This window comes from Nocardia xishanensis NBRC 101358, from assembly GCF_001613365.1.
GTDB classification, from domain to species: domain Bacteria; phylum Actinomycetota; class Actinomycetes; order Mycobacteriales; family Mycobacteriaceae; genus Nocardia; species Nocardia xishanensis.
Genome location: NZ_BDCF01000035.1, coordinates 1 through 14,767 on the forward strand (window position 1 = coordinate 1; position 14,767 = coordinate 14,767).

At 69.9% G+C, this 14,767-nt stretch carries 11 protein-coding genes and 1 pseudogene; 2 read left to right on the forward strand and 10 right to left on the reverse strand.

The window, feature by feature from the left end; all coding sequences use genetic code 11:
• Together NX1_RS24130 and NX1_RS24135 are read right to left on the reverse strand one after the other, a co-directional pair.
• Positions 1-652, reverse strand: a pseudogene (locus tag NX1_RS24130) (hypothetical protein); the annotation flags it as partial.
• 82 nt (positions 653-734) lie between these two features.
• Positions 735-1,541 (reverse strand): bestrophin-like domain, encoded by an 807-nt coding sequence (locus NX1_RS24135; protein WP_068063648.1) that lies wholly within the window; start codon positions 1,539-1,541, stop codon positions 735-737.
• Positions 1,542-1,813: 272 nt separating this feature from the next.
• Here NX1_RS24135 and NX1_RS24140 point away from each other — a divergent pair, with 272 nt between their 5' ends.
• A complete protein-coding gene (locus NX1_RS24140; RefSeq protein ID WP_157120010.1) occupies positions 1,814-2,296 on the forward strand; it encodes a hypothetical protein in 483 nt (160 codons plus the stop codon).
• Positions 2,297-2,340: 44 nt separating this feature from the next.
• On the opposite strand, the gene NX1_RS24145 is transcribed toward NX1_RS24140, so the two are convergent.
• From NX1_RS24145 to tkt, 7 genes are all read right to left on the reverse strand, one after another.
• Positions 2,341-2,820, reverse strand: coding sequence for an SRPBCC family protein (locus tag NX1_RS24145; RefSeq protein WP_068063653.1), 480 nt, complete (start codon positions 2,818-2,820; stop codon positions 2,341-2,343).
• 89 nt (positions 2,821-2,909) lie between these two features.
• The gene (locus tag NX1_RS24150; RefSeq protein WP_373864907.1) at positions 2,910-5,171 is read right to left on the reverse strand and encodes a thiamine pyrophosphate-dependent enzyme; all 2,262 of its coding nucleotides are present in this window, start codon (positions 5,169-5,171) and stop codon (positions 2,910-2,912) included.
• Positions 5,172-5,336: 165 nt separating this feature from the next.
• Positions 5,337-6,122, reverse strand: a complete 786-nt coding sequence (gene pgl / locus NX1_RS24155; RefSeq protein WP_084501714.1) for a 6-phosphogluconolactonase — start codon at positions 6,120-6,122, stop codon at positions 5,337-5,339.
• Positions 6,115-7,023, reverse strand: a complete 909-nt coding sequence (gene opcA, locus NX1_RS24160; protein ID WP_068063813.1) for a glucose-6-phosphate dehydrogenase assembly protein OpcA — start codon at positions 7,021-7,023, stop codon at positions 6,115-6,117. The genes pgl and opcA overlap by 8 nt, the downstream gene beginning before the upstream one ends.
• Positions 7,020-8,588 carry a glucose-6-phosphate dehydrogenase gene (gene zwf / locus NX1_RS24165; protein WP_068063655.1) on the reverse strand — a complete coding sequence of 523 codons (1,569 nt, stop codon included), beginning with the start codon at positions 8,586-8,588 and terminating at the stop codon, positions 7,020-7,022. Before zwf ends, opcA begins: the two co-directional genes overlap by 4 nt.
• 4 nt (positions 8,589-8,592) lie before the next feature.
• The gene (tal, locus tag NX1_RS24170) at positions 8,593-9,729 is read right to left on the reverse strand and encodes a transaldolase (protein ID WP_068063657.1); all 1,137 of its coding nucleotides are present in this window, start codon (positions 9,727-9,729) and stop codon (positions 8,593-8,595) included.
• 6 nt (positions 9,730-9,735) lie between these two features.
• The gene (tkt, locus tag NX1_RS24175; protein WP_068063659.1) at positions 9,736-11,877 is read right to left on the reverse strand and encodes a transketolase; all 2,142 of its coding nucleotides are present in this window, start codon (positions 11,875-11,877) and stop codon (positions 9,736-9,738) included.
• Between the two features lie 365 nt (positions 11,878-12,242).
• On the opposite strand from tkt, the gene NX1_RS24180 reads away from it, so the two are divergent.
• On the forward strand, positions 12,243-13,235 hold the full coding sequence (locus NX1_RS24180) for a heme o synthase (RefSeq protein WP_084501715.1): 993 nt from the start codon (positions 12,243-12,245) through the stop codon (positions 13,233-13,235).
• A gap of 65 nt (positions 13,236-13,300) precedes the next feature.
• On the opposite strand, the gene NX1_RS24185 is transcribed toward NX1_RS24180, so the two are convergent.
• Positions 13,301-14,725 carry an FAD-dependent monooxygenase gene (locus NX1_RS24185; RefSeq protein ID WP_218024177.1) on the reverse strand — a complete coding sequence of 475 codons (1,425 nt, stop codon included), beginning with the start codon at positions 14,723-14,725 and terminating at the stop codon, positions 13,301-13,303.
• Positions 14,726-14,767: the final 42 nt, after the last annotated feature.

Sequence of the window (14,767 nt, forward strand, 5' to 3'; positions counted from 1 at the left end):
CCGCGGGCGTCGGCTCCTGCGTCTGCGCCCGCGCCGGAACGGGTTCGGCCGGGGCATGCGGGATCGGGACGGGAACCGCCGGGTCGAGGCGGAGCGGAATGCCCGGCGTCGGCGGGGTCATCGGCACCAGCAGGAGGCAGGTGAGCAGAGCGCCGCTGCCGAACGCGCTGCCCCCGGCGCTGCCGAGCGCCGAACCGCTGGAACCGGGGCCGACGAGGCCGCTGCCGGTCGAGCTGCCGCTGGAGCCGAAGCCGACGGGACCCGGACCCACGAGGCCGCTGCCGCCACCGCTGCCGAGTGCCGAGCCGAGAGCGAGCGCGGCGCTACCCGCCGCGGCGCTTCCGGTGCAGGCGGTGCGGACGCTGCCGACGTCGAGACCGAGGGCTTCGGCCGCTGTGCTGGGGGCGAGGGTGAGTTCGGTGTCGGCTGGAGCGACCGGGATGATCTCTGGCTCGTACACCGGGGTGTAGCTACCGGTCGAGGCCGGGAGAATCGGTGCGTAACGCGGCGTGAGATCCAAAGGGATTGCGGCGGAGGCGCTTCCGGTGTCGATCGGTTGTGCGCCCGCGCTTCCGCTGACGAGGCTCGGCGGGAGCAGCGGCGGAGCCGGTTGGGCGGCGGCGAGTGACGAACAGGCCAGCGAGGCTGCCATTAGCGGAAGTGCGGCGAAACCTGCTGTCGCACAGAGGCTTCTCCTGCGTCGTGCGCCCGACCTGTCCCCGCCCCGGCGCGGTCTACCGGTGCGGAACATCGCCGACGCCGATCGCGGTGGCGGATGCGGAATTCGGCGTGTGTTCGCCGATCTGCTCGAACCGTGACTGCGCGTACTCGTAGGCGTCCCTCGGGACGCGGTTCCCGCCGGAGAACGGTCGGTCGAGATTGTGGATGGCGAGCACGGCCGCGCCCACCACCACGCCGAGCAGCACGGTCATCGCGACGCTGCGTTCGGTCACCCGCAGGCCGGAGAGCACGGGGCTGAGCAGCAGCAGGATGGTGCCGAAACATAATGCGAGATAAAGAAATCCGGGTACGCCGCCACCGGCGTCCATGGCCCGATCGTGCCTGGCTTTGGCGACCCGGTCGAGTCCGGTCAGCGTTTCGGCGGCCGCGTCGTTCGACGGCATGGCGGCGACGTCGGCGCGCAGCGTGTCGAAGGTGTCCTGGGTCGACGGGCTGAGCTTGTGGTCGGTGTCCATCACCGACCACTCCCCGGTGACGACCTGCTGGGTGTAGGCGCGCACCGAACTCTGGACGAGCTGCCGATCGGAGGCGGGCAACTCCTGCGCGGCGGCGTAAGTGTCCACCAGCGCTTTCGATTCCGCGATGGTGTGATTGTGTGCGTTCTGGTACTGCTGCCAGCAGATCACCACTACGAAGGCGACGACCGCGATGAAGAACGTTTTGATGAGGTCGAGGACCAGGGTGCCCGACGCCTCGTCGCTCGTCTGCCGCCACGACTGCGGGCGTAGGCGGTCACCCACCACGAAGACAGTCAGCGCCGAGACCACCGCGGCGACCGGAACAAGGAACTCCAAGGCCATATCGGCACCGCCTTCCACCCGACTGAGCCGCCGAGGTGACACCCCCGGCGCGACACGTGATCGCGGACAGCCGCGATCGTCAGGTATTCGAGGCGGCCTCGGCAGTGGATGAGATCCCTTGGCGTGTCGTGTATTCGGTGAGTCGCGCTGATGCAGCGGTCTTCTCGGTCGCCCCCGCATCGAGCGATCGGTAGTGTGGCCGCATGAGATTCGGGGGAGTCGATTGGAGGCGTGGGGCGCCGCGATGGTGGATCGTCTGGGCACTCGGGACCGTGAGCGTTACGGGCCTCTGTTGCCTCGGGTTGATCTTTCAGAACACCGTCGACGGCGACTCGAGCCGCACACTGGACTTGCTACTGGTGCTGTCCGTGGCGGGCTTGTCGTGGCTGGTCTGCGGTTCGGTCGGCTTGATCTCCTGTGACAACGGCAGATTGAGCTTGGTGGCACCGCTGCTGGTGGTCGGCACGGTGGCGCTGGTATGGACGGGTCTGCCCGAGAACATCGGTTGGCGATTGTCGAAGGACAGCCTCGAACGGGCCGCGGGCGATTGCGTAGTGACCGATGTCGATGCTCGCTACGGCGTGTACACCGTTACCAGCGTCGAGCAGTACCGAGGCGGTTGTCTGTTCGAGACGCGAGGTCTGCTGGGCCTCGGTGGCTACGCGCACATGCCCTATGGCGCGCCGGAATCGCAGGGCGAGTACGAGTACAAATTCCGTCACTACGACGGCGTCTGGTTCCGCTACTGGATCTAGCCTGCCGCGCCGATGTACTGCGGCGCGCGGCCGTCGTGCGTGTCTCAGCGGTACTCCGCCGCCAGCTCCGGGTAGTCGGCCCAGCGCGGGAGGGGGCGGAATTCCAGGTAGGCGGTGAGGCGGTCGAGCAGATACTGCCAGCGCGGGCCGACGGCGCTCGCGTCGGTGTGGCAGAGGTGGCGGCGGACGAGTTCGAGGTTGGTGACGACGCCGACCTGGGTCAGGCGCAGTTCGAGGATGCAGCCGTCGATGTGGACGACGAGTTCGTGCGGCGCGACGCAGTGGTCGACGCGGACCGCGACGGGGCCGGGTACCGGGCCGTCCATCGGCTCGATCGTGAAGTTGCCGCTGCCGCCCGACACGGCGCCCAACCAGCGTTCCAGCTGACTGCGGGACGTGCACGCCGACCAGACGTCCAGCACCGGCTGACGGTAGGACCGCAGGTAGTGCAGCTGCACGCGCTCGTCGCCGGGCTTCGCGTCGTGCTCGGGTCGCACCTCGCCCAGGATGGACATCGTGGTCATCGTCCTGCCCTTTCGCCGCTGGTCACCATTGCTTTGTCCAGGGTATTTCCCGTGACCGCCCGTCCAACCGCGAACACGCGGATCACACGCTAATCGGTGAGCAGTTCCGCGGCGGCCTTCTCGATGCCGGTCTCGTCCAGCAGCACCGTCTCCGCGGCGGGTCCGAGCGGAACGAAACTGTCCGCGCTGGTCACCCGCGCCACCCGGCCCGGGAAACCGGCGTCGATCAGCGCCGCGCACACCGATTCGGAAACGCCGCCGCTTTGCCGGGTTTCGTCGGCGATCAGCACCCGCCCGGTGGCGCGGGCATGCGTCAGCAGATCGCCGACCGGCAGCGGGTTCAGCCAGCGCAGGTCAAGTACGCGGGTGCGGACACCGCGCGCCGCGAGCCGCTCCGCCACTCGCAGGCTCATCGGGACGCCATTGGCGAAGCTGACGATCGTGAGGTCATCGCCGTCGCCGTAGAGGCGGGCGCGGCCGATCTCCACGTGCTCCCCGGCGGTACCCGGCGCGAGCCACGCGCCGTCGCCCTCGTGCAGGTCCTTGGTGTGATACAGCGCGATCGGTTCGAGGAAGACGCAGACCCGTCCGTCCACCCGCGCCGCCGAGACGCACGTGCGCAACAGCGCGGCCGCGTCGTCGGCGCGGGCCGGGACCGCGATCACCAGCCCGGGGATATCACGCAGCGCCGCAACGGAATTGTCGTTGTGGAAGTGCCCGCCGAACCCCTTCTGATAGGCCAGGCCCGCGATCCGCACCACCATCGGATTGCGATAGCGGCCGTGTGAGAAGAACTGGAGGGTCGCGGCCTCGCCGCGCACCTGGTCGGCGGCGTTGTGCAGGTAGGCGAGGTATTGAATTTCCGGGATCGGCACGAAACCGGCGAGCCCGGCGCCGAGCGCGGTGCCGAGCACGCTCTGTTCGTCGAGCAGCGTGTCGAAGACGCGGCGCGCGCCGAAGCGCTTCTGCAACCCCTTGGTGACGCCGTACACGCCGCCCTTGCGTCCCACGTCCTCGCCGAACACCAGCACGTCGGGATCGCGTTCGAGCAGCGCGGCCAAGGTGTGGTTGATCGCCTGCGCGACGGTCATCCCGGTCTCGCCCGCGAGCGCGCCGGTCCGCGGCCGCCGATGGTCCGAGCCGGTGAGCCGCACGCCAGGCCGGGACGGCGCGGCGGTGGCGGGCGTCGTATCCCGCAGCACGTCCGCGCGCACGGCATCGGGACGCGCGGGCGCCAGCGGCGCCGTGACGGCCGCGGCGGACGTCAATTTCGGTTCCCGCCAGACCAATTCGGCCATCGCCCAAACGCGGTGCCCGATCTCGTCGTAGAGCCCGACGACCTCGTCGGGACTGGCCAGCCCCCGCTCGACGAGCAGCCGGGCCGTCGCGACGACCGGATCGTGCTCCAAATCGGCCGCGAGATCGGCGGGCCTGCGATACGCGGTTTCCATGTCGGAACCCGCGTGCCCCAGCAGTCGCACCGTGCGCAATCGCAGAAACGCGGGCGTGCGGTGCTCGCGCACCCAGCGCACGGCGCGTTCGGAAACGGTCAGCGCGTCGATCGGATCGCAGCCGTCGGCGGCGAAATAGGCCAGCCCGGGCCGGGTTCCGTAGGCGTGCTCGATCCAGTCCGGCGGCGTCGGCACGCTGATGCCGATGCCGTTGTCTTCGCAGACGAACAGGACCGGAACGGGAATCCCTTGGTGCGCGGTGTGCACGGCGGCGTTGACGGCGCCCGCTGCTGTCGAGTGGTTGGCCGAGGCGTCGCCGAAAGTGCACAGCACCACCGAATCGCGCGGCCACTCCGACGCGATACCGAGCCGGGCGGCGCGTTCGATCGCGAACGCCAGGCCCACCGCTCGCGGCAGGTGCGAGGCGATGGTGGAGGTCTGCGGGATGACGTGCGCCGGTTTGCTGCCGAAGACCTTGTGCCTGCCGCCGGAGATCGGGTCGACCGCCGCGGCGACCACGCCGAGCAGCACGTCGCGGATCGGGTCGAGCCCGGGCACCCGCCGCGCCCGGTGCACGAAGAACGCCCCCGAACGATAGTGCAGCAGTGCGGGATCGGTGGCCCGCGTCGCGACCGAGAGCGCCGCGTTCCCTTCGTGACCGGACGAGCCGATGCTGTAGTACCCGTGCTTGGCCACGCCGAGTTTGCGCGCTGCCAGATCGAGCTGCCTGCTGGTGGCCTGCGCGTCGAAGACCTCGAACAGGGTGGCGCGGGAGATGCCGGGTCCGAGGTCCTCGTCACTGGCCTGCCGCGCCGCCAGCGTGCCGATCTCGGCGCGAAACCGCTCGTCGAGCGCCTGCGCCGGATTCGCGCCGGATTCCGGCGACGACATCCCGCTCATCGCCGTTCCGCGCGACAGGAACCCGGCAGACCGGCACTGGGCCGCCGGTGGCCCGACGAGCCACCGGCGACACTATCGACGACCAGGTGCGGCATGCGACCTCCGTGTCGAGAACGCTCGGCGCTGTGCGCTAGGGAGTGCCCGGCGTTGTGCGTTCGAAGCTGCTCAGCGCAAAGCGCCCGCGGCTTCGCGATCCAGCAACCAGGTGGTCGACGCTGACCCCGCCGCGCCGGCCGCGGGGATGTCGACCGGCTCGGCGCCGCCGATGGCCGCGGCGACGGCCTCCGCCTTGCCCGCTCCGGCGACGATCAGCATCACGTGGCGCGCGCGACGCACCGCGGGCAGCGTCAGCGTGACGCGGACCGGCGGCGGTTTGGGGGAATTCGTCACGGCGACAACGAGTTCGTGCTCCTCGCGCACCGCGTCGGTGTCCGGGAACAGCGAGTTGATGTGCGCGTCGGGGCCCATGCCGAGCAGGTGCACGTCGAACGCGCCGTGCTCGGCGAGGTGGGCGTGCACCGCCGCCGAATACTCGGCCGCGGCCTCGACCGGGTCGGGGTATTCGCCGTCGGAGGTGGCGACCGGGTGCACCCTGGCGTGGTCGACCGGCACGTGGTCGAGCAGCGCCTCCCTGGCCTGCAGCTCGTTGCGCTCGGGATCGCCCGCCGGGACGAAACGTTCGTCGCCCCAGAAGATGTCGAGTCGCGACCAGTCGATGTCGCCGGGCGCCTTGCGCACCTCCTCGAGCATCGAGATGCCGGTGCCGCCGCCGGTCAGCACCACCGACGCGGAGCCGCGCTCGGTCTGGGCGGCCACCACCAGCTGCACGAAGCGGGCGGCCGCCGCCGCGACGAGCACGCCCGCGTCGGCGTGCACCTCGACGGTGTCGGCGGGGAGATCGCTGTCGGTGCGCTCCCGACCGGCGTACTGCTGAGCGGAGGTCTCACTCATAGGTCACCTTTTCGATTCCGGCGAGGGCTTCGTGATAGATCTCGTCGGCGTCGAGCCGACGCAGTTCTTCGGCGAGGCAGTCGCGAGTTTCGCGCCGCGCCAAGGCGATTCGCTGGTCCGGATCGCCGGTCCTGGTGAGCGTCGCGGTGCGCCCGGTCTGCGGGCGTTCGATCGCCATCGTCGCCGACGGCCGGTGCACCGCAACCCGCAGCGGGCCCGAGCGCCTGCGCACCGGGCAGCCGAGCCGGGCGGCCAGCCACCCGGCGAGCATGTCCAGCGCGGGCTCGTCGCGCAGGCCGGACACGGTCACCGACTCGACCGGTTCGAAGGGCGGTTCGTCCAGCGAGGCCGCGAGCAGCGCCCGCCAGTAGGTGATCCGGCTCCATGCCAGATCGGTGTCGCCGGACGCGTAGGAGGCGCGGCGCCTCTTGATCGTCGCCTGCGGGTCCGCCGCGAAGGTGGCGTCGGTGATGCGCCGGGTCGCCAGCCTTCCCACCGAATCCTTGGACGGGAACTCCGGCGCGCCGCGCGGCCACCACGCCACCACCGGGGTGTCGGGCAGCAGGAACGGAATGACCACGCTGCTCTCGTGGCTCACCAGCTCGCCCTGCAGGCGCAACACGATCACCTCGGCCGCGCCCGCGTCGCCGCCGACCCGGATCTGGGCGTCGAGCTTGGTCTCGGCCTCCCGGTCGCCGCGCGCGAGAACGACGACGCGACAAGGATGTTCGCGGCTGGCGTCGTTGGCGGCGTCGATGGCGTCCTCGGCCTCCGAGCTGTCCAGCGTGCACACCACCAGGGTGAGCACCCGGCCCATGGTGATGACACCGTTGCTCTCGCGCAGCTGGACCAGACGCTTGGTGACCGCGCCGGTCGTGGTGTCGGGCATGTCGATGATCATGGGCGCCGCCATTCCCGTCCGGTGCGCTCCAGCATCTCGTCGGCCGAGGCCGGGCCCCACGTGCCCGCGGGATACGGGTCGGGTCTGCCGTCCTCCGCCCAGTGTTCGAGCACGGGATCCAGGATGCGCCAGGACAATTCGACCTCCGCGTTCACCGGGAACAGCGACGGCACCCCGAGCAGCACGTCGAGGATCAGGCGTTCGTAGGCCTCGGGTGAGGACTCGGTGAACGCCTCGCCGTAACTGAAATCCATATTGACGTCGCGCACTTCCATGCCGGACCCCGGAACCTTCGAGCCGAAGCGCATGGTGATGCCCTCGTCCGGCTGCACCCGGATCACCAGCGCGTTCTGACCGAGCTCCTCGGTCATGGTCTGGTCGAAGGGCAGGTGCGGCGCCCGCTTGAAGACCACCGCGATCTCGGTCACCCTGCGGCCCAAGCGTTTTCCGGTGCGCAGGTAGAACGGCACGCCCGCCCAGCGCCTGGTGTCCACCTCGAGGGTGATCGCCGCGTAGGTCTCGGTCTTCGACTGCGGGTCGAAGCCCTCCTCGTCGAGCAGGCCGACGACGTGCTCGCCGCCCTGCCAGCCCTCCGCGTACTGCCCGCGCGCGGTGGTCTGGTCCAGCGGTTCCACCAGCTTGGTGGCGGAGAGCACCTTGATCTTCTCGGCCTGCAATTGCTTGGGCTCGAAGCTGATCGGCTCCTCCATCGCGGTGAGCGCGAGCAGCTGGAGCAGGTGGTTCTGGATGACGTCGCGGGCCGCGCCGATGCCGTCGTAGTAGCCGGCGCGCCCGCCGAGGCCGATGTCCTCGGCCATGGTGATCTGCACGTGGTCGACGTAGTTGGCGTTCCAGATCGGATCGAACAGCTGGTTGGCGAAGCGCAGCGCCAGGACGTTCTGCACCGTCTCCTTGCCGAGATAGTGATCGATGCGGAACACCGTCTCCTCCGGGAACACCCGGTTGACCAGCGCGTTGAGCTCGACAGCGCTGTCCAGGTCGTGCCCGAACGGCTTCTCGATCACCACCCGCCGCCACGGCTTGCGCCCGGCGATGTCGGTGCCGGACGGCTGGGCCAGCTTGTGCTCGGAGAGCTGGTCGAGCACCACGGGGAACATGTTCGGCGGAATCGACAGGTAGAAGGCGTGATTGCCGCCTGTGCCGCGCTCCTTGTCCAGCCTGCCGAGCGTGTCGGCGAGCCTGGCGAACGCGGTGTCGTCGTCGAAGGTGCCCTGCACGAACCGGATTCCCTCGGCCAGGTGGTCCCAGACCTCCTGGCGGAAAGGAGTGCGGGCGTGCGCCTTCACCGCGTCGAGCACGACCTCGGCGAAGTCCTCGTCCGCGTAGTCGCGCCGCGCGAAACCGACCAGCGCGAAACCCGGGGGTAGCAGCCCCCGGTTCGCCAGGTCGTAGATGGCGGGCATCAGTTTCTTGCGAGACAGATCTCCGGTGACGCCGAAGATCACCATGCTGCAGGGTCCCGCGATCCGCGGCACCCGCTTGTCCCGCTCGTCGCGGAGTGGGTTCTTCCAGACTGCCGACGTTTTCGAAGCCGAGCCTGCCATGGAATCAGTTGCTTCCGGCCGACGCTGCGCCCAACTCCTCGGCGGTGGCGGAAAGCAGCTCCGCCCAAGACTTCTCGAACTTGTCGACGCCTTCGCGCTCCAGCACGTCGAACACGTCGTCGAGATCGATGCCGACCGCGGCGAGCTTGTCGAAGACCTCCTTGGCCTCCGCCGCGGTGCCGCGGACGGTGTCGCCGCGGATCTCGCCGTGGTCGGCGACCGCCTCGAGCGTCTTCTCTGGCAGCGTGTTCACGGTGTTCGGGGCGACCAGCTCGGTGACGTAGAGGGTGTCGGAGTAGTCCGGGTTCTTCACGCCGGTCGACGCCCACAGCGGCCGCTGCCGGTTCGCGCCGACCGAGGACAGGTGCGCGTAGGTGGAGGTGTGCTTGCCGCCGTCGAACACGTCCTGGTACTCCGCGTAGGCCAGCCGGGCGTTGGCCACACCGGCCTTGCCGCGCAGCGCGAGCGCTTCCTCGGAGCCGATCGCCTCGAGCCGCTTGTCGATCTCGGTGTCCACCCTGGACACGAAGAACGAGGCGACGGAATGGATCTTTGCCAGGTCGTAGCCCGCGCTCCTCGCCTTGCGCAGGCCGTCCAGGTAGGCGCCCATCACCGAGCGGTAGCGCGCCACCGAGAAGATCAGGGTGACGTTCACGCTGATGCCCTCGGCGATCACCGCGGTGATGGCGGGCAGGCCCGCCTCGGTCGCGGGGATCTTGATGAACAGGTTGGGGCGGTCCACCGTCTTCCACAGGTCGATGGCCTGCGCGACGGTCTTCTCGGCGTCGAAGGCGAAGCGGGGGTCGACCTCGATGGAGACCCGGCCGTCCACGCCGCCCGAGGACTCGTACACCCCGGCCAGCACGTCGCAGGCCGCGCGCACGTCGTCGGTGGTGATGGTGCGGATCGCCGCATCGGCGTCGGCGCCTTGCGCGGCAAGCGCTTTCACCTGCGCGTCGTAGGCGTGGCCCTTGCTGAGCGCGCCCTGGAAGATGGTCGGGTTGGTGGTGACGCCGACGACGCTGCGGGTGGCGACCAGCTCGGCCAGGTTGCCGGACTGGATCCGGTCCCGCGACAGATCGTCGAGCCACACCGAGACGCCCGCCGCGGAGAGCGCGGCGAGGTTTTCGTTCTGTGCCATGAGGTGTTATCCCTTCACGTTGTCCAGCGTGCGCTGCGCGGCGGCAACGACCGCGTCTTCGGTGATGCCGAACTCGCGGAACAGGGTCTTGTAATCGGCCGAGGCGCCGAAGTGCTCGATGGACACGATCTCGCCCGCGTCACCGACGAACCGGTGCCACGGCATCGCGATACCGGCCTCGACGACGACACGCGCGCGGACCGCGGGCGGAAGCACCTCGTCCCGGTACGCCTTGTCCTGCGCGTCGAACCACTCCACACACGGCATCGAGACCACGCGGGTACCGATGCCCTGCGCCTCCAGCGTAGTGCGCGCGGCCACCGCGAGCTGCAGCTCCGAACCCGTGGCGATCAGGATCACCTGCGGGGTGCCGGTGGACGCCTCCGCCAGGATGTAGCCGCCCTTGGCGACGCCCTCGTAGCTGGTGCCCTCCTGAATCGGCAGGTCCTGACGGGTCAGGGCCAGCGCGGAAGGGCCGTCCTGGTGCGGCATCTCGGACACCGAGAAGTGCGAGGCGTTCTCGGCCGATTCACGCTCCAGGATGGTGCGCCAGGCGTAGGTGGTCTCGTTGGCGTCACCAGGACGGACCACGTTCAGGCCCGGGATCGCGCGCAGCGCGGCCAGGTGCTCGATCGGCTGGTGGGTCGGGCCGTCCTCGCCGAGGCCGATGGAGTCGTGCGTCCACACGTAGATCGCGGGAACCCGCATCAGCGCGGCCAAGCGGACCGCGGGTCGCATGTAGTCGCTGAACACCAGGAAGGTGCCGCCGTACGGGCGGGTCGGGCCGTGCAGCGCGATGCCGTTGAGGATCGAGCCCATGGCGTGCTCGCGCACACCGAAGTGCAGGGTGCGGCCGAACGGGTTGGCCTTCCACATGCCGGTCGAGATCGACTCGGGGCCGAAGCTGGGCTGGCCGGGCATCGTGGTGTTGTTGGACTCGGCGAGGTCGGCCGAACCGCCCCACAGCTCGGGCAGCACGTCGGCCAGCGCGGCGAGCACCTTGCCGGACGCCTTGCGGGTGGCCATGCCCTTGGGGTCGGGCTCGTGCACCGGAAGGGAATCGGTCCAGCCCTCGGGCAACCTGCGCTCGGCGAGCCGGTCGAACAGCGCCTTGTTCTCCGGGTTGGCCGCGGCCCACGCGTCGAACTGCTGCTGCCAGGCCGCGTGCGCAGCCTGGCCGCGCTCGACGACCTTGCGGGTGTGCGCGATGACGGCGTCGTCGACCTGGAAGCTCTGCTCGGGATCGAAGCCGAGGATCTTCTTGGTCGCGGCCACCTCGTCGGCGCCGAGCGCGGCGCCGTGCGAGGCGCCGGTGTTCATCTTGTTCGGGGCCGGGTAGCCGATCACGGTGCGCAGCACGATGATCGAAGGCTTGCCGGTCTCGGCCTTGGCGGCCTCGACGGCGGCCTCGATCGCGACGACGTCCTCGCCGCCCTGCACGGTCTGCACGTGCCAGCCGTAGGCCGCGTAGCGCGCGGCGACGTCCTCGGTGAAGGCGATGGTGGTGTCGTCCTCGATCGAGATCCGGTTGTCGTCGTAGAAGACGATCAGGTTGCCCAGCTGCTGGGTGCCCGCGAGCGAGGACGCCTCGGAGGTGACGCCTTCCTCGAGGTCACCGTCGGAGGCCACCACGTAGATGAAATGGTCGAAGGGGCTGGCGCCGGGCGCGGCGGCCGGATCGAACAGGCCGCGCTCGCGGCGCGCCGCCATCGCCATGCCGACCGCGGAGGCCAGGCCCTGGCCGAGCGGGCCGGTGGTGATCTCGACGCCGTCGGTGTGCCGGAACTCCGGGTGGCCGGGGGTGAGCGAACCCCACTTGCGCAGGTTCTTCAGGTCGTCCAGTTCCAGACCGAACCCGGCGAGGTAGAGCTGGATGTACTGGGTGAGGCTGGAGTGGCCGCACGACAGCACGAAACGGTCCCGGCCGACCCAGCTGGGATCGCTCGGGTCGTGGCGCAGCACACGCTGGTAGAGGGTGTAAGCGAGCGGCGCGAGGCTCATGGCGGTACCCGGGTGACCGTTGCCCGCGTTCTGCACCGCGTCGGCGGCTAGCACGCGGACGGTGTCGACGGCCTTGGTGTCCAGATCCGTCCAGTCGTCCGGGTGGTTCGGCTGAGTTAGGGCGCGGATGTCGTCTGTGACTGACACGACCGAGGTTCTCCTGACATTGGTCTCGTCGACGGCGGTGTTACTGACGGTGGTGTGAACGCACGACAGCTACGGCATGCATACCGGGTGTGTACCCAACCACCCTAGATGTGCCCGCTGAGCGGCATGCCGGGAACCCGCCCAATGCGCGCGGTGAGAGCGAGTTCCGGGCGTGGCGCGGGCCTGCGGCAGGCGCTCGGCGGGCCGGCGCTGGGCGGGGCTCGCGGCGGGCCGATGTCGGCGGGGGTCTACCATCCTCTGTAGTAGTAGCCGCGCCGCATCCGGTCGCAGGGGCGCCGAGGCGGACGGACATCCGGCTGCTCGTTCCATTGCCGGATGCGATGCACAGCGTGCGAGGAGAGACAGTGCGGATTGGGCAACAGCCGGGTGGCGATGGCGCACACGGCTCCTCCGCGACGGTGCTTGCCGACCGTTTCACTGGTCCTGGCCTGCCGTCCCGGCTGATGCGGCGCGTGCTCGCCTACATCGCGCTGACCAAGCCGCGCGTCATCGAGCTGCTGCTCGTCGCCACCATTCCGACCATGCTGCTCGCCGATCGCGGCAGCGACGTGAACATGCCGCTGATCCTGGCCACCCTGTTCGGCGGCTGGATGGGCGCCGCGAGCGCCAACACGCTCAACTGCGTGGCCGACGCGGATATCGACAAGGTCATGAAGCGCACCGCGAAGCGCCCGCTGGCGCGTGAGGCGGTGCCGACACGCAACGCGTTCGTGTTCGGCGTGGCGCTCGGCATCGGTTCCTTCGCGTGGTTGTGGTGGCAGGCGAACCTGCTCAGTGGCGTGCTCGTCGTCGCGACGATCCTGTTCTACGTCTTCGTCTACACCCTGGGCCTGAAGCGGCGCACCTCGCAGAACGTGGTGTGGGGCGGCGCGGCGGGCTGCATGCCCGCGCTGGTCGGCTGGTCCGCGGTGACCGGCGGCATCGGCTGGCCCGCGATCGCGCTGTTCGGCGTCATCTTCTTCTGGACGCCGCCGCACACCTGGGCGCTCGCCATGCGCTACAAGGAGGACTACCGCGCGGCCGGCGTACCGATGCTGCCGGTCGTCGCCACCGAGCGCACGGTGACCAAGCAGATCGTCGTCTACACCTGGCTCACCGTGCTCACCACGCTGGCGCTGGTGCCCGCCACCGGCGTGCTCTACGCCGCGGTGGCGCTGGTGGCGGGCGCCTGGTTCCTGCTGATGGCCCACCAGCTGTACGCGGGCGTGCGCCGCGGCGAATCGGTGAAACCGCTGCGGCTGTTCCTCCAGTCGAACAACTACCTGGCCGTGGTGTTCTGCGGTCTGGCGGTGGACTCGGTCCTCGGCTGGGACACCATCGGTAGCTTCTTCGGCTGATCCCACGGATCGACGAAGGCCGACGCACCCGCGGTGCGTCGGCCTTCGTCGCGATCTGGCGGAGATCAGGAGCGGCGGCCGAGGTATCCGTCCGGTCGGACGAGGACGTGCTCGCCCTCGGCGGCGGCGTACGCGGTGAAGGCGTGCCCGTCGACGTCGATCACGTGCGGTTCGGTGGTAGTCGAGCCGGGCCGGAGAACGGCGTAGCTTCGCGCGCCTGGTTCGGTGGGCAGCGGGCCGGTCGCACCGAAGCAGAGCAGCGTCGCTTGAGGTCCGCGGAACAGGTCGAACAGCCGGACCGGCCGGCCGTCGGCGTCCTTCACCGGCGCGTCGGGCGCGCGGTCGCCGACCGCAAGCGCTCCGTGATCGCCGGGCGCGCGGTAGCTGATGTCGAGCTGGCGAGTGTCCTCGCCGCGCGCCATGGCGTCCTCGTCGCCCTCGACCAGCTTGTCCAGCAGTTCGGTGCTGAGGCCGAGGACGCGGGCCGCCACCGCCCGACGCTCGGATTCGTAGCTGTCGAGCTGGGATTCGTCGCCGTTCAGCGCCAACGCCAGCTTCCAGCCGAGGTTGTAGGCGTCCTGGATGCCGGTGTTCATGCCCTGACCGCCGGTGGGCGGGTGCGCGTGCGCGGCGTCGCCCGCGAGGAACACCCGCCCGGCGCGGAAGCGGCGGGCCAGCCGGATGTTCGGCCGCCAGACGGTGACCCAGGTCAGGTCGGTCAGGACGACGTCGGTGCGGCCGCTGTGCCGATCGACGTAGTCCTGCAAGACGTCGAGACCCGCCTCCGCGTCCTCGGTCAGCGGCGCGGCGACCTGAAAGTGCTTGCCGCCGGGCAGCGGTGAGAGGGCGATGCCCTCCATCGGCCGGTCGGCCGCGGCGGCGAACCAGTACCCGTACGTGTGGTCGAGCGCGTCGGCGCGGACGTCGCCGAGCAGCATGCGCAGCGACTCGTCGGTGCTGCCCTCGAACGGGATGCCCAGCGTCTTGCGCACCGTGCTGCGCCCGCCGTCGGCGCCGACCAGGTACGCCGCACGCACGGTCTCTCGCACGCCATCGCGACCGAGGACCGCGGTGACGCCGGAGTCGTCCTGCTCGAACGACACCAGTGCGGTGCCGGTCTCCACGCGGACGCCGAATTCGGCCAATCGGTCGCGCAGGATCGCCTCGGTCCGCGACTGTCCCAGCGTCCACAGATTGGGGTAGGGGACCGCGGGCGTCGGCGCGACCGGCTCGGCCATCCGGCGCTCGCCGACGAACTCGCCGCCCAGATAGGCGCGCATCACCGGCGTCGGCGCACCTGCCGCGAGCACCTTGTCGAGCACGCCGAGATCGTCGAACACCTCGAGCGTGCGCGGCTGGATTCCGTCGCCGCGTGACCCGGCGAAGAATTCGGGGGCTTGGTCGACGAGGCGCACCGGCACGCCACGGCGGGCCAGGTCGATGGCGAGGGTGAGGCCGGTGGGTCCGGCGCCTGCGATGAGTACCTGCACGATGTCTCCGTACTGAATCAAGATTCACTGAATGCAAATTCA

Excerpts from the sequence above, each read along its gene's own strand:
- NX1_RS24150 (WP_373864907.1), bottom strand. The coding sequence starts at position 5,171 with ATGAGCGGGATGTCGTCGCCGGAATCCGGCGCGAATCCGGCGCAGGCG.
- tal (WP_068063657.1), bottom strand. The coding sequence starts at position 9,729 with ATGGCACAGAACGAAAACCTCGCCGCGCTCTCCGCGGCGGGCGTCTCG.
- NX1_RS24135 (WP_068063648.1), bottom strand. The coding sequence starts at position 1,541 with ATGGCCTTGGAGTTCCTTGTTCCGGTCGCCGCGGTGGTCTCGGCGCTG.
- opcA (WP_068063813.1), bottom strand. The coding sequence starts at position 7,023 with ATGATCATCGACATGCCCGACACCACGACCGGCGCGGTCACCAAGCGT.
- zwf (WP_068063655.1), bottom strand. The coding sequence starts at position 8,588 with ATGGCAGGCTCGGCTTCGAAAACGTCGGCAGTCTGGAAGAACCCACTC.
- NX1_RS24145 (WP_068063653.1), bottom strand. The coding sequence starts at position 2,820 with ATGACCACGATGTCCATCCTGGGCGAGGTGCGACCCGAGCACGACGCG.
- pgl (WP_084501714.1), bottom strand. The coding sequence starts at position 6,122 with ATGAGTGAGACCTCCGCTCAGCAGTACGCCGGTCGGGAGCGCACCGAC.